Raw genomic sequence first — 21911 nt, forward strand, 5'->3', positions numbered from 1 at the left:
GCCTTGCACAAAGCGCGAAGACGAACCGTAGGATACCACACTACAGTGGGCTCATGCGGTTTGTGCGCTTAGCACGGTTGGATTAGCAAATAAAACAACAGTAGCGTTTAACAGCTCCTTTTATTATGTGAATGAATATTTAGGAAGAAACTGAAAAAGAATTAAATGAAGAGTGGGTCGACAATGAGGGCATTGAAAAACCCCGAAACAGTATATTCCATAGTACTTTTATGCTTTTGCTTTATTTTATTCAGAAAGCATCGGTGCGGCGGCACGAGACTCCTGCGGGAAAAGCGGTACAGGTGAGACCCCGCAGGAGCGTAGCGACGAGGAGGCTCGCCACCGCCAGCGGAAAGCGAGTGCCAGCCAGAGCACCAACGATCTATCACTGTTTAGTATATACTGATTAGAATTTTCAGTAGAAATCAACTTTTTCAGTGCACTCACGACAATGGCAGTTTATTTTTTATTGCCAAACTTTCTTTACCCAACTAGGATGTTAATTTGCACCATCTCTATACTAAATGTTAAAATGTAAGTTGAGACTATATTGGGAAGTGACCAATTCATGCTAAACATATTAAATAAAATGTTTGACTTTAATAAAAAAGAATTAAAAAAGCTTGAGAAGATTGCCGATCAAGTAGAAGCATTAGCTGGCAAAATGGAGGCGCTTTCGGATGAAGCACTTCAATCAAAAACTGCTGAATTTAAAGAACGCTACTTAAAAGGTGAAACAGTCGATCAGCTTTTACCTGAAGCATTTGCTGTTGCGCGTGAGGCATCACGCCGCGTACTAGGGATGTATCCATTCCGCGTCCAAATTATGGGGGCAGCTTCTTTAAATGAAGGTAATATTTCTGAAATGAAAACCGGTGAAGGTAAAACGTTAACTTCTACTATGGCCGTTTATTTAAATGCGTTAACGGGTAAAGGCGTGCACGTTGTAACAGTCAATGAATACTTAGCAAGTCGTGACGCAACGGAGATGGGTGAGCTGTATAACTGGTTAGGCTTATCGGTTGGCCTCAACTTAAATAGCTTATCGAAGGAAGAAAAGCGCGAGGCGTATGCTGCAGATATTACGTATTCAACAAACAATGAACTTGGCTTTGATTATTTACGTGATAATATGGTGCTTTATAAAGAGGACTGCGTACAGCGTCCACTTCACTATGCCGTAATTGATGAAGTCGATTCGATTTTAGTGGATGAAGCGCGTACACCGCTTATTATTTCAGGACAAGCGGGTAAATCAGCGCAACTTTATGTGCAATCAAATGCATTTGTGCGCATGTTAAACAAAGACGAAGACTATAATTATGAAGAGTCTACAAAAGGCGTTACATTAACGGAAGCGGGGATCGAAAAGGCAGAGCGTGCGTTTGGCATAGACAACTTATTCGATTTAACGCATGTTCGTTTAAACCATGCCATTAACCAATCATTAAAAGCGCATGCTTCTATGCATTTAGATGTAGATTATGTGGTACAGGACGGCGAGATTGTAATCGTCGACGGCTTTACGGGTCGTTTAATGAAAGGTCGTCGCTATTCTGATGGCCTTCACCAAGCGATTGAAGCAAAAGAAGGCTTAGACATCCAAAATGAATCGATGACAATGGCAACAATTACGTTCCAAAACTACTTCCGTATGTATGAAAAGCTTGCTGGTATGACGGGTACTGCGAAAACGGAAGAAGAGGAATTCCGTAATATTTACAATATGAATGTTGTTGCAATTCCAACGAACAAGCCGATTGCGCGTGATGACCGACCAGATTTAATTTATGCATCAATGGCTGGGAAGTATAAAGCCGTGGCGGAAGATATTGCTGAACGTCATAAAAAAGGACAACCTGTATTAGTGGGTACGGTAGCAATTGAAACGTCTGAAATCATTTCGGACTACTTAACTAAATACAAAATACCCCATAACGTATTAAATGCGAAAAACCATGAACGCGAAGCTGAAATTATTTTAAATGCTGGTCAAAAGGGTGCGGTAACAATCGCAACAAACATGGCTGGTCGTGGTACGGATATTAAACCAGGTGAAGGCGTATTAGAGCTAGGCGGTTTATCTGTTATAGGTACCGAGCGTCATGAATCTCGTCGTATTGATAACCAGTTACGTGGTCGTTCTGGACGTCAAGGGAATCCCGGGGTAACGCAATTCTATCTGTCACTTGAAGATGAGTTAATGCGTCGTTTCGGCTCTGACAACATGAAATCAATGATGACGAAGCTTGGCATGGACGATACACAGCCAATCCAGTCAAGAATGGTTTCTCGTGCAGTGGAATCTGCGCAAAAACGTGTTGAAGGTAATAACTTTGATGCACGTAAACGCTTATTACAATACGACGATGTATTACGTCAGCAACGTGAAATTATTTATAGAGAGCGCTTTGAAGTACTCGACACTGAAAATATGCGTGCATTAGTTGAGTCAATGATTCAGCAAGCGATTGAAAATGCAGTAGCGCTTCATACGCAAGGCGAGCAAGCAGACTGGACTTTAAATGCGCTTGAAGATTATATAGCAGCAAATCTTTTAGAAGAAGGCGTAATCACTGCAGCGGAATTAGAAGGTAAAACGGTGGATGAAATGGTTGAATTCATTTTCGCTGCGGTACTAGTTCGCTACAATGAGAAGGAAGAATTGATGACTCCTGAACGTATGCGCGAGTTCGAAAAAGTTATTTTACTCCGTTCAATTGATACGAAGTGGATTGACCATATCGATGCAATGGATCAGCTACGTCAAGGGATTCACCTACGTGCTTACGGCCAAAATGACCCGCTACGCGAATACCAACAAGAAGGCTTCGCAATGTTCGAGGATATGGTGGCATCGGTACGTGAAGATGTAGCGAAATATGCAATGAAGGCTGAAATCCGTAGTAATCTTCAACGTGAAGAGGTCGCAAAAGGTCAAGCTGTGAATCCAAAAGAAGAAGGCACTGCGAAACCGAAAAAGCTACCAGCACGCAAAGCCGAAAACATCGGTCGTAACGATCCATGTCCATGCGGTAGCGGCAAGAAGTTCAAAAACTGTCACGGAGTTGGGCAGTAACCAGATTTTGTGATAGCGGGGTTGTGACTTTACTGGAGGCTGCAACTTAGTTCGTTAAGGTGGGGAGTTAGTGCGTTCGCTGCAACTTAGTGCGTTCAGTGGCCAAGTTGGTGCGTTCACACCTGGAGTTGGTGCGTTCGCCAGCTAACTTAGTTCGTTCACACCTCAAGTTAGTGCGGAGCCTGCAACTCGGTTCGTTCAGATGGGAAGTCAGTGCGTTCACACCTGGAGTTGGTGCGTTCCCCAGCTAACTTAGTTCGTTCACACCTCAAGTTAGTGCGGAGCCTGCAACTTGGTTCGTTCAGATAGAAAGTTAGTGCGTTCACACCCCAAGTCAGTACGAATACCCACGAATTTAAAACACATCTTTATAGCAATAAATTAACCGTGGTCATCAGTGAGGGTGGCCCGGTTTTACTAATTTTATAATCGAGAAAATGCTTGAATAACAAGCACTCGGGTGACGGAGGATCATACATGATTGAATTAGCAGATGTAAGAAACACATTGGAAAATACAGCTACGAAACTAGCGGACTTTAGGGGGTCTCTTTGACTTAGAAAACAAAGAGGCACGTATACAAGAGCTTGATGAAATGATGCTGGAGCCGAACTTTTGGAATGATCAGCAAGGTGCGCAAGTAGTTATTAATGAAGCAAATGGCATTAAAGCTATAGTGAATGAGTATAACGATTTATTATCAACACAGGAAAATCTTGAAATGACACTGGAGCTTTTACGTGAAGAACCAGACGAGGAATTACAAGAGGAGCTGGGCAATGAGCTTGTAGAATTCAAAGCGAAAGTGGCTGATTTTGAGCTGCAGATGCTGTTATCAGAACCATATGACCGCAACAATGCGATTTTAGAGCTTCATCCAGGTGCGGGCGGTACGGAATCTCAGGATTGGGGTTCAATGCTGCTGCGTATGTATACGCGCTGGGCGGAGAAACGCGGTTTTAAAGTGACGACAATGGATTACCTACCAGGTGATGAAGCGGGAATTAAATCTGTAACACTATCAATTACTGGTCATAATGTATACGGCTATTTAAAAGCGGAAAAAGGCGTTCACCGTCTTGTTCGTATTTCGCCATTTGATTCATCGGGTCGTCGTCATACGTCATTTGTTTCTTGTGAAGTAATGCCGGAATTCAATGATGAAATTGAGATTGAAATCCGTACAGAAGATTTAAAAATTGATACGTACCGTGCAACGGGTGCGGGTGGTCAGCATATTAATACGACGGACTCAGCTGTTCGTATTACGCATACCCCAACTGGCACAGTCGTTCAATGTCAGGCGGAACGTTCTCAAATTAAAAACCGTGAAAAATGTATGAAATTGCTACAAGCAAAGCTCTATCAACTAGAAATTGAAAAACAACAGGCACAACTAGATGAGATTCGTGGGGATCAAAAGGAAATCGGTTGGGGTTCTCAAATCCGTTCTTATGTATTCCATCCGTATTCAATGGTGAAAGATCACCGTACAAATGAAGAAACAGGGAATGTTAATGCAGTGATGGATGGGGATTTAGATGCATTCATTAACGCCTATTTACGTTCTCGCATTGCCAATTAATAATATGGACCTTTTCAGCGTATTGCTGGGAAGGTTTTTTTGTGCTTAAAAAGGAAGTTTGATTTTTATAGTTGGTGCTTTCAGGAAATTACATTGTTTTACTTGCAATTGATATAAAAGCATGCGAAAATAAAAATACGAACAAATGTTCTTAAAGGAGGTTGGTTTTGTGACGCAAATTCCTTCTGGAGCGAGTCCATATTTTGAGGCGGGCATTTATTTGCCGATGCTACTCATTATACTCGAAAAAGATTACCTACTATTTGAGCAGGGGAACTTTAAATTTAAAAAGCCCTATTTACATTTACTTAATGAAACAAAAACTCGGATTGAACAGGAACTAAAAAAAACAAAGGCGTATTTTAATTGTAATCAGATGAGATTAACCCGAGGAAATACCGATGAGTTTTTTACAGAATATCTTTTTTATTATAAGGATTTCATGGAGTGTCGACGATATTCTAATATACGCCTTCGTAATTTTTGCGAGCAATTACTAATACAATATATGGAAAACCGTTAGCCGGTATATATTGTATTAGCGATGGAAGCCGCGGTTAAGTATTAAATGCTTATAGAACATCATGGCACGTACGTACTGTTGGTTGAATGATTTATAATGAATAGGAAGCACTTCCTCAGACATATCCGTTAAGGTAATAATCGTTTCGTCGCCACGTTCAACAATATTAGTGATTGACTGTAAATTAACCCAAATATTAGAGGTAGAATGTGGTGAAAATAGCGGGAAAAATACGCATGGATTGCCATAATCGATTGAAATCATAATCGGTAGCTTATGCCTGTTATCGCCAAAAAATAATTTTGCCATCTTTTGAGCTGCCTCGAATGTTGTTCCGTGAATTCTACAAGTCGCGCGCACAATTTTTATAGGCTTTTGCGCAAATTTTACCTTCCCTTGCTTGTCGTGAATTATTGTGTGAGTTTTTCCGTTTGCTGTTATAGAACGTAACAAAAATGTTGTGTTGGATGCGATGTAGCTAGTTACGTACCTAAAGTCTTTGTTCATTTTCATTCCTCCTATTTTCCTATAGTAAGCAGTAAAAAGAACTGCTTGTTACTAAAAGATAATATAAACAAATGGGAAAAGCAATCTAAAATTAGAAAATTCTGTATATTAATTAAAAATGAAATGTTCAGAAAATATTGCAAATTGATATTTCTTTTTTTATAATAGAAAAAAGGGTATCGGGGTGATATCGATGGATAAATATTATTCGTACACAGATTTTCTACGTGCAGTAGGGCAGTACCCTCGCGAGAATCAATGTGAGAAGCTGTTGAACGACATTTATTTAGATTTGTTTTTAAATCGTATACAACGATTGTACCGAATTGAACAATTGGAAAAGCTCATCGATGGGTCATTGGATCAAAGAAACAAGGCGGCATTTCTGTCTCATACGCTGGAATTAAAAGAGTTGCTAGAAACAGCTTCACAATAAGTTAGAGCCGCCTAAAATTAGGTGGCTTTTTGCATTTGTTGATGGTTAAGAAAGTATAACTTTCTTAACCACATAAGTAAGGACATCAACTCGCCCTATTTTGGGCGAGTTGTGTCTTTCTAATGTAAATTAAAAAGAATGTATGTTCGTTTTATTATCGCTATTAAAAAAAGGGTATGCTAAAATAAACATACTAGATTTTACGAAAGGACGAACCGTGCATGACTGAAACTTTTCATATCCAGTCTCATTACAGCCCAAGTGGTGACCAGCCTGTTGCCATTAAAGAACTGGTGCAAGGGGTTAATGAGGAAAAGCGCCATCAAACGCTTCTTGGTGCAACAGGTACCGGAAAAACTTTTACGATTTCAAATGTAATTCAACAAGTAAATAAGCCAACGCTCATTATGGCTCATAATAAAACATTGGCGGGGCAACTATATAGTGAGTTTAAGGAATTTTTCCCTAATAACGCGGTTGAATATTTTGTTAGTTATTATGATTACTTTCAGCCAGAAGCGTACGTACCGCAAACGGATACGTATATAGAGAAGGATTCGAGTATTAACGATGAAATCGATAAATTACGTCACTCGGCAACCTCTGCCTTATTTGAACGCAGAGATGTCATTATTATTGCGTCAGTTTCTTGTATTTACGGCCTCGGTTCGCCGGAGGAATACCGCGATATGGTCGTTTCTATTCGTACAGGTATGGAAATTGAGCGCAATCAGTTGCTGCGCAGATTAGTGGACATTCAGTATGAGCGTAATGATATAAGTTTCACACGTGGGACATTTCGTGTACGTGGAGATGTGGTGGAAATCTTCCCGGCATCTCGTGATGAAAAATGCATTCGAGTGGAGTTTTTCGGCGATGAAATAGACCGGATTCGTGAGGTGGATGCGTTAACTGGTGAAATTATGGGTGAACGTGATCACGTAGCCATTTTCCCAGCATCTCACTTCGTTACACGTGAAGAAAAAATGGTAAAGGCAATTGAAAATATCGAAAAAGAACTAGAGCAACAATTAGAAAAGTTCCGCTCAGAGAATAAATTACTGGAAGCGCAGCGTTTAGAGCAGCGTACAAACTACGATTTAGAAATGATGCGTGAGATGGGCTTCTGTTCAGGTATTGAAAACTATTCACGTCATTTAACGCTACGTGATGCGGGGGCGACACCCTATACATTGCTCGATTATTTCCCAGAGGACTTCTTACTGGTTGTCGATGAAAGTCACGTAACATTGCCGCAAGTGCGTGGTATGTATAACGGGGACCAAGCACGGAAGCAAGTTTTAGTAGACCATGGCTTCCGTTTACCTTCTGCACTTGATAATCGTCCGTTAAAGATTGATGAGTTTCAGTCAAAGGTGCAACAGGCTATTTATGTTTCAGCAACGCCGGGACCGTTTGAGCTCGAGCATACACCGGACATGGTGGAGCAAATTATTCGTCCGACCGGTTTACTCGATCCAACCATTGATGTGCGTCCAAGAGAAGGGCAAATTGATGATTTAATCGATGAAATTCAGGAGCGCATCAAGAAAAACGAACGTGTTTTAGTCACAACCTTAACGAAGAAAATGTCCGAGGATTTAACGGATTATTTAAAGAAAATGGGCTTGAAGGTTGAATATTTACACTCTGAAATTAAAACATTGCAACGTATTGAAATCATTCGTGAGCTACGTAAAGGCACGCATGATGTCCTAATCGGTATTAACTTATTACGAGAAGGCTTAGATATACCGGAAGTTTCGCTTGTCGTCATTTTGGATGCAGATAAGGAAGGCTTCCTGCGTTCAGAACGTTCACTCATTCAAACGATTGGGCGAGCAGCACGTAATGCAAGTGGCCATGTCATTATGTATGCTGACAATATGACAGATTCGATGAAAAAGGCGCTTGATGAGACAAAGCGTCGCCGTGATATTCAACGGGCATATAACGTGGAACATGGCATTACCCCAAAAACAATCATTAAGAAAATTCCTGAAATCATTCGTGCAACACAGGTGGCGGAAGAGGAAGAAACATATGTAACGAAAGTAACGAAAGGCAAGAAGCTGACGAAGGCGGAGCTAGACAAGCTAATGGCGAAGCTTGAAAGTGAAATGAAAGATGCTGCAAAGGCGCTTGATTTCGAACGGGCAGCAGAACTGCGTGATACGATATTTGAACTGAAAGTAGAAAGGTGACATAGCGTGAAAAATACAGAAATCGTCGTGCAAGGTGCACGCGCACATAATTTAAAAAATATTGATGTCACGATTCCTCGCGATAAGCTAGTTGTGCTAACGGGCTTATCTGGATCAGGGAAGTCGTCACTAGCTTTTGATACGATTTACGCAGAAGGACAGCGCCGCTACGTGGAGTCTTTATCGGCGTATGCGCGCCAATTTCTCGGTCAAATGGATAAGCCGGATGTGGATGCCATTGAGGGGTTGTCGCCTGCTATTTCAATTGACCAAAAAACAACGAGCCGTAACCCGCGCTCAACGGTAGGTACAGTAACGGAAATTTATGATTATTTACGTTTATTATATGCGCGCGTAGGAAAGCCAATTTGTCCAAATCACGACATCGAAATTAGCTCGCAAACGATTGAGCAAATGGTGGATCGCCTACTAGAATATCCAGAGCGTACGAAAATGCAGCTACTTGCCCCAATCGTGGAAGGGCGTAAAGGGACGCATGTGAAGTTGTTTGAAGATTTAAAAAAGCAAGGCTATGTTCGTGTCCGCGTGAACGGCGAGCTGCGTGATCTAGATGATAATATTGAGCTCGATAAAAACAAAAAGCATACGATTGAAGTCGTAGTGGACCGAGTTGTGATGAAGGAAGGCATTGCCACACGTTTAAGTGATTCATTAGCGGCCGCGTTGAAATTAGCGGAAGGTCGTGTGTTAGTCGACGTCATGGAACGTGAAGAACTGTTATTTAGTGAGCATCACGCATGTCCTCAATGTGGATTTTCTATTGGCGAGCTCGAACCGCGTATGTTTTCATTTAATAGTCCGTTTGGAGCCTGTTCGTCTTGTGATGGATTAGGGATGAAGCTAAAAGTGGATCCGGATTTGGTCATTCCAGATTGGAGCCGTACATTGCTTGAGCATGCAATTGCGCCGTGGGAACCGACAAGCTCGCAGTACTATCCGCAGCTATTAAAATCGGTTTGTGATCATTATGATATTCCCATGGATGTCCCTGTACAAGATATTCCAAAAGAGAAAATGGATAAAATTTTAAAAGGCTCAGGCAAGGATAAAGTTCAGTTCAACTATGAAAATGAATTTGGCAGAACATTTGATAAACAAGTTGAATTTGAAGGCGTATTAAAAAATATTGAACGCCGCTACCGCGAAACGAGTTCAGATTATGTTCGCGAGCAAATGGAAAAATATATGGCAGAGCAGTCCTGTTCGTCTTGTAAAGGTTACCGGTTAAATTCAGAATCGCTCGCGGTGAAAATAAATGACCAACATATTGCGGAAATCACGGCACACTCTATTGTCGAGTTAACGGCATTTTTCGAGCAGTTAACATTATCCGAAAAGGATGTACAAATTGCCCGATTAATTTTACGTGAAATTAATGAACGCCTTGGCTTCTTAGTAAATGTAGGACTTGATTATTTAACACTTTCACGGACAGCCGGAACACTATCAGGTGGTGAGGCGCAGCGAATTCGGTTAGCGACACAAATTGGCTCACGCTTAACCGGTGTGCTCTATATTTTAGACGAGCCGTCGATTGGTCTGCATCAGCGTGATAATGATCGCCTCATTGGTACGCTTCAAAATATGCGTGATTTAGGCAATACATTAATTATTGTCGAGCATGACGAGGATACGATGCTCGCTGCGGATTATTTAATTGATATTGGACCAGGTGCGGGTGTTCATGGTGGACAAATTGTTGCACAAGGTACACCAGCGCAAGTAATGAAAAATAAGAATTCCATTACTGGGCAATATTTAAGTGGGAAAAAATTTATTCCGCTACCGATTGAACGTCGCCAGTCAGATGGTCGTCACTTAACGATTAAAGGCGCGGCAGAAAATAACTTGAAAAAAGTAAATGTGGATATTCCGCTTGGTCAGTTTATTGCAGTAACCGGTGTTTCTGGATCAGGGAAATCGACGCTCATTAATGAAATTTTATATAAATCGCTCGCGCAAAAGCTCAATCGTGCCAAAACGAAGCCAGGTGTACATACAGCGGTGGAAGGCATGGAGCAGCTGGAAAAGGTCATTGAAGTGGACCAATCACCAATTGGTCGTACGCCACGCTCAAATCCGGCCACGTATATCGGCGTATTTGATGATGTTCGAGATGTGTTTGCGATGATGAATGAATCAAAAGTGCGCGGCTACAAAAAAGGACGTTTTAGCTTTAATGTAAAAGGCGGACGTTGTGAAGCATGTCGCGGTGATGGGATTATTAAAATTGAAATGCATTTCTTACCGGACGTGTATGTACCGTGTGAAGTTTGCCATGGCAAGCGCTATAACCGTGAAACATTAGAAATACGCTACAAAGATAAAAATATAGCCGATGTATTAGATATGACGGTTGAGGACGCTGTAGTGTTTTTCGAAAACATTCCGAAAATCCATCGCAAGCTCCAGACAATTGTTGATGTAGGCTTAGGTTATATGAAGCTTGGTCAGCCTGCCACAACATTATCCGGTGGTGAGGCGCAACGTGTGAAATTAGCATCAGAGCTACATCGTCGTTCAACAGGGAAATCCTTTTATATTTTAGATGAGCCAACAACTGGCTTGCATGCGGATGATATTGCGCGTCTATTACTAGTTTTGCAACGCTTAGTTGAGAATGGTGAAACGGTACTTGTCATTGAGCATAATCTAGATGTGATAAAAACAGCGGATCATATTATAGATTTAGGTCCTGAAGGTGGAGATAAAGGTGGCACGATTGTTGCAACTGGTACACCAGAGGAAATTTGTGAAGTAAAAGACAGCTATACAGGTCGCTATCTAAAGCCGATATTAGAGCGTGATCGCCAGCGTATGGCAGATGTGATCGAGAAGGCGACAAAAAAATAATCAGAAAGTTTCAAGAGCTCGCATGAAACTTTTTGTCCTCCCACCACGTATAATATTTATAGATATGGTAGAGGGAGGAATTTTTTTATGCAAAATGAACGTAAACGTATTTTACAATTAGTTGAAAACGGTACAATTTCAGCAGATGAGGCGATCACGCTATTTGAGGCGCTATCAAAACAAAAGGAATCCACTCAAACTGTAATGCCGGTCAGCTCAAAGACACAAGAAGATGCGCCGAAAGTGGAGCAAATTTTTGAAGAAGTGCCAAAAGAAGACCAAACAAGACGAAGAACAACTGGCTTCGAAGAAATTTTCGGACGAGCATTTTCAAATAAAGATGCCAATAAAAAAATTGATGAATTTATGAGTGATTTAAAAGAGGATTTGTCGCAATTTAGTACACGCATGACAAGTCTAATGAATTCAACATTTACTAAAATTAAAGATTTTGATATGGAATTCCCATTCGGAGAAAAAGTCGAATTCGATAAAATATATGCATTCCCAGCCGATGACGTAAAAGGCTTCGAGCTAGAAATCCCAAATGGTAAAATTTCGGTTGTGAAATCACAGGATGAAACAGTTCAAGTGGAAGCGCATGTGAGAACGGTACGTAATGGTTCGGAAGAAGACACGATCGAACGCTTTACAAATGAATTCGTAACATTAAACGATGGCAAATTATCGATTATAACGGATGAAAAATTAGCGCAAGTAACGGTGCGTTTAGTTATTCCACATAAACATTATGATGTCATTATTGCTCGTTTGCTAAACGGTAGTATTTCAGTAGAAAACGTTGATACGAAGCTATTGAAAGCAAAAACATATAACGGCATCGTGAAATTAGATGACGTGCAATTTACTCATGCAGAATTGCAATCAAGCAATGGTGTCATTGAAGCACGCAATGTAATCGGTGATGATTTAGAAGCCGAAACGGTAAACGGTCGTATTTATATTGATGGTGCATTAAAAGAAGTAGAGGCAGAATCAGTAAACGGCCATGTTGTCGTAACAACAACGAGCACAGAAGCACATAAAGTTAAAGCGCGTACAGTGGCAGGGTCAGTTGAACTATATGTACCTAAAACAGTTGCGCTAGACGGACAAGTTTCTTCTAACTTCGGGAAAGCAGATGTAGGTTTACATGATGTTGTGCTGCATGACGAGGAAGAGCAGTTCTTATTAAAAACAGTACGCTTTAATAAGGCACTCGAAAATGCAACATTATTAAAATTAGTTGGGGAATCACGAACAGGCACGGTACTTGTTCGATATACAACAGATTAAGATAAAAACGGACTCGCACATGCGGCAAGCACTGAAAAACTTACATTTTTAAAATGACCAATCTTTTTCAGTTAAAAATAAGGCAGTTCCTGTTCAATATTGAACAGGAACTGCCTTATTTCTTTCTCTATTCCGTACTCTTTTTCATTTAATACCTTTAATGGTTGTTTCAGATTGACAGCGAATATCGTTGTGGCACCTTGAATTTCCATGCCAAATAGACCCGCAACCGATGCCATATCGTACCCGTGTCCGTTTTTCAATCCACTATTTATTCCTCGCTTCGACTTTGCTACGATTTGCGGCTAATGGCTTAAATGATTCCGTATTTTGAGCGTGCCACTAAGTCAACGTCCGATACATCATGAATGGTTTTATTAATAAGTACTTAAACATACGGATTGGGGGAATCCCGTTACGTCCATTGTCTAAACAAGAGTTTGTTTTAACTCGTCTAAAATGAATGAAAAATCAACAAGTTCATCGATTTGGCGAAGCATGTGATCTTTTGGCACGACAATCTCATAAATCGCCATAAACGGGATTAAGTTGAGTGTTTCTTGGTTTGAAATCATCGGGAGTATCACCTGTAATTCGTTCCTTTTAGTAGACAAGAAAATCACTCTTTTTTGAAAAGAGAATGAACCACTCATTCTTATCAGATACAAGTTGATTGGAGTGGAGGCGACGACTTCTAGGGGATTAGCGAGCAGCTTGAGACCCTGGAATGAGGCCAACACGATGTTGGTCACAAAGGCGTTGCCACAGGACGTGGCGTACTTAGCCTTTGTTCCTTTGTTACCCGGAAGCGGCTCAAGGCTCGCCCCCAGAAAAGCGTTCGCCGCAACGGAAATCAACGACATCGAAGAAAAAAGCCAGTTCTTGAACGATGTCTCGTTCAAGAACTGGCTAAACTATTTTTTAAACTTTTTCAGTGCCCTCGCACATGCGCAATCCGTTTTCTTTATGTTATAAACTTCCAAATCACATAATAATAAACATCATATCGTGCTATTTCGGGGCGAGAAGTATCTTTCAACCGTTTACATAAGTTATTTCGACTATTACATGAAGGAAAGAAGGAATTTACACGAACTATGAGGAACTATAACCTAGAAGGATTTGTTCACAAACGTAAAATAGTCAGAAAACTCTTTTTTTCGAAGGGTGTAAAACATGTGAAAATAGGCATGTATTTAACGAATTTAGCCAAATAATGAAATGAAAATGTAATAAAACCAGCGATGCAAAGTGCTATAATGATAAAGAAATAAAATATCTATTCATAGAACTTAGGTGGTTTAGTCATGATTCAAATGAATAATGTAGTAAAAAAATACCCGAATGGTGTCGTTGCAGCAAACGGCATAACGGTTGATATTAAAAAAGGTGAATTTGTTTATGTTGTTGGTCCTAGTGGTGCTGGGAAGTCAACTTTTATAAAGTTAATGTACCGTGAAGAAAAGCCAACTTCTGGTGATGTCTTTATAAACGGAATCAATTTAACAACATTGAAAAACAGTCGTGTTCCGCATTTACGTCGACAGCTTGGTGTTGTGTTTCAGGATTTCAAATTATTACCGAGATTAAATGTGTACGAAAATGTTGCGTTTGCGCTTGAAGTAATTGAAGAACAACCAAAAGTGATTCGTAAGCGTGTCTTGGAAGTATTAGAGTTAGTAGGGCTGAAGCATAAAGTACGCATGTTCCCGAATGAGCTATCTGGTGGGGAGCAGCAACGCGTTTCTATCGCTCGTTCCATTGTGAATATGCCAAAAGTGGTGATTGCCGATGAGCCAACCGGAAACTTGGATCCGGAAACGTCTTGGGAAATTATGAATATTTTTGAGGAAATTAATGCGCGTGGCACAACAATTGTTATGGCAACGCATAACCGTGAAATTGTAAATACGATTCGTAAACGTGTCATCGCGATTGAGGGCGGCATGATTGTCCGTGATGAGTATGGAGGTGACTACGGTTATGAAGGCTAGAACAATCCGTCGTCATTTCAGAGAAAGCTTTAAGTCACTCGGCCGTAATAGCTGGATGACCTTTGCATCCATTAGTGCCGTAACTGTAACCTTAATACTTGTAGGTGTGTTTTCGGTCATTATGATGAACTTAAACAAAGTAGCTAATGATTTAGAAAATGATGTAGAAATTCGTGTATTAATTGATATTATTGCCGATGAAGAAGAAGCGAAATTGGTAGAGAATCAGCTGCTAGATGAGATCCATAGCTTGCCTGAAGTGGAAGAGGTTGTGTATTCGTCGAAATCTGATGAGCTGGACAAGCTGATTAAAGACTTCGGTGATGAATTAAGTCTATATGAGCAAAACAACCCATTGCATAATGTATTGTATGTAAAAGCGATCGATCCAAAGCAAACAGCGGAAGTTGCAAGCCAAATCGAGAAATTTGATCATATTAATGAAGTTAAGTATGGAGAAGGAAAAATAGAGAAGCTATTTAACTTCTTAGATATTAGTCGTAATGTAGGCCTAATATTAATTTTTGGCTTATTATTCACGGCAATGTTCCTAATTTCGAATACAATTCGTATTACAATTATCGCGCGCAGAGATGAAATCGAAATTATGAAGCTTGTAGGGGCAACGAATTCATTTGTTCGTATTCCATTTGTCTTGGAAGGCATGTGGTTAGGGCTACTTGGGTCGGTTATACCGATGATTGTCGTGACAATTGTCTATTACAATGTTCATAGTTTACTAGAGCCGCGTTTAAAAGGAGAGCTTCTGCAATTACTTGAAGTGGGTCCACTCATGTATCAAGTAAACGGTTTGCTTATTTTAATTGGTATGGCAATTGGCGTATGGGGTAGCTTTATGTCAGTTCGAAAATTTTTAAAAATATAAGTATGCAGTGAAAGGGGCACTATTCGTTGGAAAAGCTTAAAACTACACCATTCAAACTTATTACAACAGTAATCGCGCTACTATTAGTCTTCCAGGTGCCGGCCGTCTATGCGACAAGTTTGTCTGACCTTAAACAAGAAAAAAGTGGAATAGAACAACAGAAAAAAGAGCTCAATAAATCGATCGATCAAAAATCAAACGAAATTCAAACAATACAAAATACACAAGATAAATTACTAGCACAAATTCAAAAGCTAGGCGAAGAAATGACAAAGACGAATGAGGCAATTGAAGCTGTTATGGCGGATATTGAGCAGGCCAATCAAGAGATTTCAGAGCTAGAAGTAGCTATTGTAGAGCTAGAGCGTAAAATTGAGCAACGTGATGAGTTACTTAAGGATCGTGCACGTGCTATCCAGGCAGGTGGTTCTGTCGGTTATTTAGACGTACTACTAGGAGCGAATAGCTTTGTAGATTTCATTGACCGCTTTTCGGCAGTGAGTACGTTAATGGATGCGGATCGCCAAATTATGCGCGACCAAAAAACAGATAAGGAACAGCTGGAAGAACAAAAGCTTGTCCTTGAAAACAAGAAAAAGAAATTAGTAGAAAACTATACGGAACTTGAGCGTTTAAAGGCATCATTAGACGCACAACAAGCTGAGAAAGATAAACTAATTGATGAGCTAGAAGCAGAGCAGAAAAAGCTTCGTAGTGATAAGCAACTGCTTGAAGATGAATATTCGGAAGCACTAGAGATTAGTAAAGATATTCAAAGTAAAATTACAGCAGAGCAAAATCGAATTGCTGAAATTGCACGTCAACAAGCATTACAAAACCAGCAGGCAGCAGGCAGTAACAGTGGCAGCTTGCCGTCTGTTGCAGCAGGAACGTGGACAAAGCCTACAAATGGTCGATTTACTTCACCATTCGGTTATCGTAATATGGGCTCAGGTAGTGGATTCCACTACGGGATCGACTTAGCGAATTCAATTGGTACGCCAATTGTTGCTGCGGGTGATGGTGTTGTTTCCTATGCTTCTGCATTATCTACATACGGTAATGTTGTTATGATTACGCACTCTATTGACGGTCAAATTTGGACAACAGTTTATGCACATTTAAGTGCCTTTAATGTGAGTGTTGGCGATGTTGTATCAAAAGGACAAAAAATTGCCGCAATGGGTAATTCCGGTCGTTCAACAGGACCGCATTTACATTTCGAAATTCATAACGGTCCATGGAGCGGTCAACGTGCAAATGCATTGAACCCGTTACGTTATATATCTTTATAAAGATATGAAAAGACAAAGCTCATTATTTGGTGAGTTTTGTCTTTTTTAGTAAGCACATTGCGTCGCTTTATATAGATTGTGTGTTAACATTTTGTTATAGCAGGCGCTGTTAAACGTTACTGTTGTTTTATTGGCCTATACAACCGTGCTAAGCGCACAAACCGCATGAGCCCACTGTAGTGGTCTCCTACGGTTCGTCTTCGCGCTTTGTGCAAGGCACGGTTGCAGGAAGTGTTCACTACTAATCTTTATTTACATAAAAACAACAATGTTATCTAACATAGCCTAAATGTATAGAAGCTAAATATAGTCCAGTGTTATTGGTTAGGGAAATATTGAGAATTGAAAGAATGGCGTACATATTGTGGAGGAAATGAAATGAAGAAAAAGAATTTGGGATTAGTCTTTGTATTGCTTCTCATAGTCATTATGGTTGGAACTTATGTCAAGCAAGAAATTGAGGACAATGAAGCGATTAGTGAGCAATCAGTTGGCTATGAAGTTGATTTGGAGAAAAAAGAAGGCTTGCAAAAAGGTCAAACTGCGCCTGATTTCACATTAACAACATTAGCTGGCGAAGAAGTGACATTATCTGAGCTTCAAGGCAAAAAAGTTGTATTAAATTTTTGGGCTACATGGTGCCCACCTTGTAAGGCAGAAATGCCACATATGCAAGACTACTATGAAAAGTATGCAGACAAGGATAATGTAGAAATTGTTGCTGTAAATTTAACTTATTCAAATAAGCCAGTAGAAAAAGTTCAGCAATTTGTGGACAGCTTTGAGCTAACATTTCCGATATTATTAGAGGAGAAGGAATCAGTTAGTAAAACATATGAAATTCTATCAATTCCGTCCACATTTATAATTGATACGGAAGGAAAAATTCAACATCAAATTTTAGGTCCGCTCAATCAATCTACACTGCGCGAGTATGTCATTGGAATTGATTAATTAAACAGCATTCGGTTTTTCGAAGTATGATTTCCAGCTACTTTTCATAGTGTGATGAGTAGGAGGGGAAAATGTGCGGAAAAGCCGAATTTTTTTATATCTCGGCATTATTAGTTTGGTTGTGGCATGTGGAGTTTATTGGCAAGGGTTGGACCAGCCAGTACAGGGGAAGACGACCGATTTAACAGTAGTTGATGAATTGCTCAATCTAATTTCTCAGGAGTCTGTTTATAATACATCTCCAGAGAAACTGGTGGAAGGAGCATTACGTGGGATGGCTAGTGCCATTAAGGACCCGTATAGCACCTATTATTCAGAGCAAGAAGCGGCCTTGCATAAGCAAACACTTGCTGGAGAACGTGTGGGCATTGGTATCGAACTATCAGAAAAAAACGGGAAATTTATTGTCATTGCTCCAGTAAAATCATCGCCTGCTGAAAAGGCGGGAATTCGACCATTAGATGAACTTGTTCAAATAAATGATACACGACTAAATGGGAAAACGATGGGCGAGGTGATGCAGCTCATTCAAGGAAAAGCGGGTGACAAGATAGCGCTTGTGTTATATCGTCCAAGCCTTGATAGTCAAGTAAAAGTTACTGTGAAGCGACAGGCGATGAAAAATGAAACGGTGCATGCGGAGATCATTACTATGGATGACACTAAAATAGGCTATGTGACTGTGTCGATGTTTGGCGAGGAGACGGCAAAGGAATGGCAGCAGGCAATACAGAAAATGGCGGACAACAAAATGCAAGCACTCATTGTTGATGTACGTGACAATCCTGGAGGCTATTTACATAGTGTCGCACAAATGATGAGCATGCTCGAGCCGAATGGAAAAATATTTGCTTATATGCAAAATAACGAAGGGACTATGGAGGCATTGAAAACCGAGCCCAATAAGGAGTTAAAAGAAATTACTGCATCACTAGCTAGGTTACCAATTGTTATTCTCCAAAATGAAGGAAGTGCATCAGCCAGTGAAGTTTTTAGTGGGGCATTACAAGACTGGAAAAGAGCGACAATTATTGGTGTAACAAGCTTTGGCAAAGGGACCGTACAACAAACATGGGAATTGAAAAACGGCGGCGAACTTAAGTTATCTACAAATAAATGGTTAACGCCATCTAAGCAGTGGATACACGGGCTTGGCATTAAATCAGATATTGAAGTCGTACAGCATCCGCTCTTTGCTGTAGATACAAAAACATTAACTGGTAGCTATGAAGCAGGAGATTTTAGTGAAGAGATTGCTTACAGTCAACTTGTGTTAAGTGAATTTGGTTATCAGATTGTGCGCAAAGATGGATTTTTTGATAAAGACACGGCAGAAGCGGTAGCAACATTCCGTTCGCGTCATGATTTGCCTAAAGGTAATCATATTGATGAAGTGTTTTTCGCACAATTAACGAAGGAACTACAGCTATTTAAAGAGCAAAAAGAAAATGATATGCCACTGAAAATGGGGATAAGTTTCTTAATTCATGAATTAGAAAAGTAGCAAGAAAGTAGCAACTTACTCAGACTTATACAATTTAGGCTACGCATTAGGTATCGCATTTGATACAATGACAGTAGTTACTAGTAGACGGTAGGTGGAATGATGTATTCAACAATAGTAGTAGAAATCGTAATGGCTATTGGTCGATTTTTTATGAATCCGTTATTGTATATTGCGCTTATGGTCGCCCTTTTTATAGGCTATCGTCGTGTGAAACGAGAACGCAAATATTTCAATACTCGTATTTTAAGTGGTTGGTCTGAGTTCAAAGGTTTGTTTCAAGTCGGCATTTTACTGCCGTTAGTTATATCATTTATTAGCATTGCTGTAGGATTAACAGTATCAGTAGAGTTTTTACTGCTAGTGAGTATGCTTAGTATTATTGCGCTTATGTTATATGTATTTCATTTACTATCACCCATTATCATTTTTACAATCGCTTTTGGGGTATTAGTTGTGATGGATATGCAAAACTGGACGGTTTCTTATTTCGGCTTTGATTTTGCTGGTGTTAGTTATACGAGCGGGTTAGCGGTAACGATTCCTTTGTTAGCAGGTATGGTCCTTATCGCTGAGGGGATTTTCATTCGCAAAGATGGTAGTAAATACGCGACACCAATTATGGAGAAAACGAAGCGTGGGCTTAATGCTGTTGCCTATTTTAGTAAGAAGATTTGGGTGCTACCTGTTGTGTTTATCGTACCTGGAAGTGCAATAGATGCGTATTTTCCATGGTGGCCTCATTTTTCTTTAGGAGCGGAGCAATTTACACTTGTGCTATTCCCGGTTGTCATTGGTTTTCAGCAGCTAACAAGACGTACAATGCCACTCTATGTTTATCCGAAGCTTGGTCGTAGTGTCATAATTTTAGGGCAGCTTGTTCTGTTAGGTGGTCTTGGTGCTTATTTTGAACCGCTCATTGGTGTTGGGGTTCTACTACTTGGCTTAGTTGCGAGGTTAGGTATTTCAATTAGTTATAAGCGTAGTGAACGTAATGATTCCTATGCGGTAATCCGCAGTTCAAGAGGGGCAATGATCGCAGCAGTACTACCGGATTCCCCAGCTGAGAAAATGGGTTTGATTGCGGGTGAGGTTATTAAAAAGGTAAACGGCTTGGAAGTCCACACAGAGGATGAATTGTATGAGGCATTACAAATTAATGCCGCACATTGTCGTTTAGAAGTATTAGATCATCGCAATGAAATTCGCTTAACACAGCATGTCGTGCACAGTGATGACCATCATCGCATTGGCTTATTATTAGTGCACTAAAGGAGTCTTTCATGGAAGATCTATCCGTAAAAATTATGATGGCATTATTTATTCCAGGCTTACTCGTCGTGTTATTTATGCGTATTACATTTAATCATTATGTAGCCTTAGTGTTAGCAATCGCTTTAATCACGGCCTCTGTTTACGCAGGGTATACGACACCCTCTATTATTTTTGTAGTTGATGCGTTCTCGTTAACAGTAGGCTTTTGGTTTGCACGGACTGTAATGAGTAAGGGAAAAGAATAATTTGCATAAAAGAGGTATCTCACTAGGATGAGGTACCTCTTTTAGTGGAAATTGAGCTCCAAGGAAAGTGGGTAAAGTTCCAGACAAAGCCAACTTCCGAATAAGCCACCCCCAAAAAACGTTACCTCATATAACCAAACTATAAACCGCTAATACGCCAATCGCGCCAAGCACGACGAAGATAACATTAGAGCCAGCATAGGCAATACCAAAAGCAACTGCTGCTCCAAGTACGCCGAAGAACAGATCGCCTTCCTGTACATAAAGAATTGCCGGGAAAATAAGTGCGCCTAAAATCGCAAACGGTATATTACGTAAAATACCTGAAATAAACGGTGGTAGCTCCACCCCTTGTAAAAAGGTTAATGGAATGGCACGTGGAATATAGGTCACAAGCGCCATTCCAAGAATCATCCACCAATAAGAAATCCCCATCATAAAACCTCTCTCCGGAAATATTTAACGACTTTGTACAGGCATTTGTTCTCGCAAAGTTTGTAAGTGCGAGTTCTAAATTGCTCTGAATCATTCAGTTACTTCACGAACATGTTTTCTTCGCGCTACGTTTGCGTATACTAGTTCCACTACAACCGAAGCACTGAACGCTGAAATAATAATCGCCCACCCGGTTGATAGCAAGCCTGTCCAGTAAAATAGGCAGTTTAGTAAGCCCGCAAATGTTGCCAGTAATACGACTTTCCGATTGCCCCTCATCGATGGTACGAGTAGTCCGATAAACATTGCATAAAGCGCAATGGACATTGCTGCTTGAAGAAATTGCGGCAAGTTGGCACCGATTAAATGGCCGACTATCGTGAAAACAACCCAACTGCTATAAGCAATTAGATTGACGCCTAAGCCAAACGCTGTCGATAACCGTTCCTCCTTGCGAGTAGCGAGTACGGAAAACGTTTCATCGGTTACCCAAAAGGCAAATAATCCTTTACGCCATTTCGCATCCGAGTCCATTTTTTCATTTAATGCTGCCGACATTAAAAAATGGCGAATATTGACGACGAATGTATTTAACACAATGACGAGTGGATCAACGCCTTTAGTAATAAGTGTTAACGAGATATATTGAGAGGCCCCGGCATAAACAAATAAACTCATCGCCGCAGCTTCTAAAATCGATAGTCCCGTTGTTTTTGCCAGTAAGCCAAAAGTTAGTGCAACAGGAAAGTAGCCGATTGCAATGGGCATACCGGCTTTCAAACCAGTAAAAAATCCGAGTTTTTTCATGTCTTTTTCCTC

19 protein-coding genes and 1 pseudogene are annotated in these 21911 nt (G+C 40.4%); 15 read left to right on the forward strand and 5 right to left on the reverse strand.

Annotated features, from left to right (window positions below):
* The first annotated feature begins 568 nt into the window (after positions 1–568).
* The 3 genes from secA (at position 569) to MHH87_RS03305 (ending at position 5187) form a co-directional block, all read left to right on the forward strand.
* A complete protein-coding gene (gene secA / locus MHH87_RS03295; RefSeq protein WP_340747908.1) occupies positions 569–3079 on the forward strand; it encodes a preprotein translocase subunit SecA in 2511 nt (836 codons plus the stop codon).
* Positions 3080–3556: 477 nt separating this feature from the next.
* Positions 3557–4664 (forward strand): peptide chain release factor 2 gene (gene prfB, locus MHH87_RS03300; RefSeq protein WP_445683070.1). Its coding sequence is split into 2 segments (ribosomal slippage): positions 3557–3631 and positions 3633–4664, totalling 1107 coding nucleotides; the frame shifts between segments, so codons are not numbered across the junction.
* Positions 4665–4833: 169 nt separating this feature from the next.
* Positions 4834–5187, forward strand: coding sequence for a hypothetical protein (locus MHH87_RS03305; protein WP_340747909.1), 354 nt, complete (start codon positions 4834–4836; stop codon positions 5185–5187).
* 15 nt (positions 5188–5202) lie between these two features.
* Here MHH87_RS03305 and MHH87_RS03310 read toward each other — a convergent pair whose 3' ends face one another.
* On the reverse strand, positions 5203–5694 hold the full coding sequence (locus MHH87_RS03310) for a competence protein ComK (protein ID WP_340747910.1): 492 nt from the start codon (positions 5692–5694) through the stop codon (positions 5203–5205).
* Between the two features lie 193 nt (positions 5695–5887).
* Here MHH87_RS03310 and MHH87_RS03315 point away from each other — a divergent pair, with 193 nt between their 5' ends.
* The 4 genes from MHH87_RS03315 to MHH87_RS03330 all read left to right on the forward strand — a co-directional run bounded on the left by MHH87_RS03315 (position 5888) and on the right by MHH87_RS03330 (position 12504).
* On the forward strand, positions 5888–6130 hold the full coding sequence (locus MHH87_RS03315; protein ID WP_340747911.1) for an IDEAL domain-containing protein: 243 nt from the start codon (positions 5888–5890) through the stop codon (positions 6128–6130).
* Between the two features lie 221 nt (positions 6131–6351).
* Entirely contained in the window at positions 6352–8334 is a 1983-nt protein-coding gene (gene uvrB / locus MHH87_RS03320) for an excinuclease ABC subunit UvrB (protein WP_340747912.1), read from the forward strand.
* 6 nt (positions 8335–8340) lie between these two features.
* The gene (uvrA, locus tag MHH87_RS03325; protein WP_340747913.1) at positions 8341–11208 is read left to right on the forward strand and encodes an excinuclease ABC subunit UvrA; all 2868 of its coding nucleotides are present in this window, start codon (positions 8341–8343) and stop codon (positions 11206–11208) included.
* A gap of 87 nt (positions 11209–11295) precedes the next feature.
* On the forward strand, positions 11296–12504 hold the full coding sequence (locus MHH87_RS03330) for an SHOCT-like domain-containing protein (RefSeq protein ID WP_340747914.1): 1209 nt from the start codon (positions 11296–11298) through the stop codon (positions 12502–12504).
* Between the two features lie 71 nt (positions 12505–12575).
* Here MHH87_RS03330 and MHH87_RS03335 read toward each other — a convergent pair whose 3' ends face one another.
* Together MHH87_RS03335 and MHH87_RS03340 are read right to left on the reverse strand one after the other, a co-directional pair.
* Positions 12576–12767 (reverse strand): hypothetical protein, encoded by a 192-nt coding sequence (locus MHH87_RS03335; RefSeq protein WP_340747915.1) that lies wholly within the window; start codon positions 12765–12767, stop codon positions 12576–12578.
* 62 nt (positions 12768–12829) lie between these two features.
* A pseudogene (locus MHH87_RS03340) lies at positions 12830–13079 on the reverse strand (IS5/IS1182 family transposase); the annotation flags it as partial.
* Positions 13080–13245: 166 nt separating this feature from the next.
* Between MHH87_RS03340 and MHH87_RS03345 the strand changes: the two are divergent.
* The 8 genes from MHH87_RS03345 (at position 13246) to MHH87_RS03380 (ending at position 20657) form a co-directional block, all read left to right on the forward strand.
* On the forward strand, positions 13246–13479 hold the full coding sequence (locus MHH87_RS03345; RefSeq protein WP_340747916.1) for a hypothetical protein: 234 nt from the start codon (positions 13246–13248) through the stop codon (positions 13477–13479).
* Positions 13480–13811: 332 nt separating this feature from the next.
* Positions 13812–14498 carry a cell division ATP-binding protein FtsE gene (ftsE, locus tag MHH87_RS03350; protein ID WP_340747917.1) on the forward strand — a complete coding sequence of 229 codons (687 nt, stop codon included), beginning with the start codon at positions 13812–13814 and terminating at the stop codon, positions 14496–14498.
* The gene (gene ftsX / locus MHH87_RS03355; RefSeq protein ID WP_340747918.1) at positions 14488–15384 is read left to right on the forward strand and encodes a permease-like cell division protein FtsX; all 897 of its coding nucleotides are present in this window, start codon (positions 14488–14490) and stop codon (positions 15382–15384) included. Before ftsE ends, ftsX begins: the two co-directional genes overlap by 11 nt.
* Positions 15385–15410: 26 nt before the next feature.
* Positions 15411–16679, forward strand: coding sequence for a murein hydrolase activator EnvC family protein (locus MHH87_RS03360; RefSeq protein ID WP_340747919.1), 1269 nt, complete (start codon positions 15411–15413; stop codon positions 16677–16679).
* A gap of 378 nt (positions 16680–17057) precedes the next feature.
* Positions 17058–17633 (forward strand): peroxiredoxin family protein, encoded by a 576-nt coding sequence (locus MHH87_RS03365; protein ID WP_340747920.1) that lies wholly within the window; start codon positions 17058–17060, stop codon positions 17631–17633.
* A 73-nt stretch (positions 17634–17706) separates the two neighbouring features.
* Positions 17707–19137, forward strand: a complete 1431-nt coding sequence (locus MHH87_RS03370; protein WP_340747921.1) for a S41 family peptidase — start codon at positions 17707–17709, stop codon at positions 19135–19137.
* Between the two features lie 102 nt (positions 19138–19239).
* Positions 19240–20409, forward strand: coding sequence for a PDZ domain-containing protein (locus tag MHH87_RS03375; RefSeq protein ID WP_340747922.1), 1170 nt, complete (start codon positions 19240–19242; stop codon positions 20407–20409).
* An 11-nt stretch (positions 20410–20420) separates the two neighbouring features.
* On the forward strand, positions 20421–20657 hold the full coding sequence (locus MHH87_RS03380; protein ID WP_340747923.1) for a CsbA family protein: 237 nt from the start codon (positions 20421–20423) through the stop codon (positions 20655–20657).
* A gap of 126 nt (positions 20658–20783) precedes the next feature.
* Here MHH87_RS03380 and MHH87_RS03385 read toward each other — a convergent pair whose 3' ends face one another.
* Positions 20784–21092, reverse strand: a complete 309-nt coding sequence (locus tag MHH87_RS03385) for an AzlD domain-containing protein (protein WP_340750866.1) — start codon at positions 21090–21092, stop codon at positions 20784–20786.
* Positions 21093–21182: 90 nt separating this feature from the next.
* Positions 21183–21899, reverse strand: a complete 717-nt coding sequence (locus tag MHH87_RS03390) for an AzlC family ABC transporter permease (protein WP_340747924.1) — start codon at positions 21897–21899, stop codon at positions 21183–21185.
* Positions 21900–21911: the final 12 nt, after the last annotated feature.

Origin of the sequence: Solibacillus sp. FSL H8-0538 (genome assembly GCF_038003525.1) — a bacterium.
Taxonomy (GTDB): domain Bacteria; phylum Bacillota; class Bacilli; order Bacillales_A; family Planococcaceae; genus JBBOPI01.

Excerpts from the sequence above, each read along its gene's own strand:
- secA (WP_340747908.1), top strand. The coding sequence starts at position 569 with ATGCTAAACATATTAAATAAAATGTTTGACTTTAATAAAAAAGAATTA.
- MHH87_RS03310 (WP_340747910.1), bottom strand. The coding sequence starts at position 5,694 with ATGAACAAAGACTTTAGGTACGTAACTAGCTACATCGCATCCAACACA.
- MHH87_RS03315 (WP_340747911.1), top strand. The coding sequence starts at position 5,888 with ATGGATAAATATTATTCGTACACAGATTTTCTACGTGCAGTAGGGCAG.
- uvrB (WP_340747912.1), top strand. The coding sequence starts at position 6,352 with ATGACTGAAACTTTTCATATCCAGTCTCATTACAGCCCAAGTGGTGAC.
- MHH87_RS03330 (WP_340747914.1), top strand. The coding sequence starts at position 11,296 with ATGCAAAATGAACGTAAACGTATTTTACAATTAGTTGAAAACGGTACA.
- MHH87_RS03345 (WP_340747916.1), top strand. The coding sequence starts at position 13,246 with ATGTTGGTCACAAAGGCGTTGCCACAGGACGTGGCGTACTTAGCCTTT.
- ftsE (WP_340747917.1), top strand. The coding sequence starts at position 13,812 with ATGATTCAAATGAATAATGTAGTAAAAAAATACCCGAATGGTGTCGTT.
- ftsX (WP_340747918.1), top strand. The coding sequence starts at position 14,488 with ATGAAGGCTAGAACAATCCGTCGTCATTTCAGAGAAAGCTTTAAGTCA.
- MHH87_RS03365 (WP_340747920.1), top strand. The coding sequence starts at position 17,058 with ATGAAGAAAAAGAATTTGGGATTAGTCTTTGTATTGCTTCTCATAGTC.
- MHH87_RS03375 (WP_340747922.1), top strand. The coding sequence starts at position 19,240 with ATGTATTCAACAATAGTAGTAGAAATCGTAATGGCTATTGGTCGATTT.
- MHH87_RS03380 (WP_340747923.1), top strand. The coding sequence starts at position 20,421 with ATGGAAGATCTATCCGTAAAAATTATGATGGCATTATTTATTCCAGGC.
- MHH87_RS03385 (WP_340750866.1), bottom strand. The coding sequence starts at position 21,092 with ATGGGGATTTCTTATTGGTGGATGATTCTTGGAATGGCGCTTGTGACC.
- MHH87_RS03390 (WP_340747924.1), bottom strand. The coding sequence starts at position 21,899 with ATGAAAAAACTCGGATTTTTTACTGGTTTGAAAGCCGGTATGCCCATT.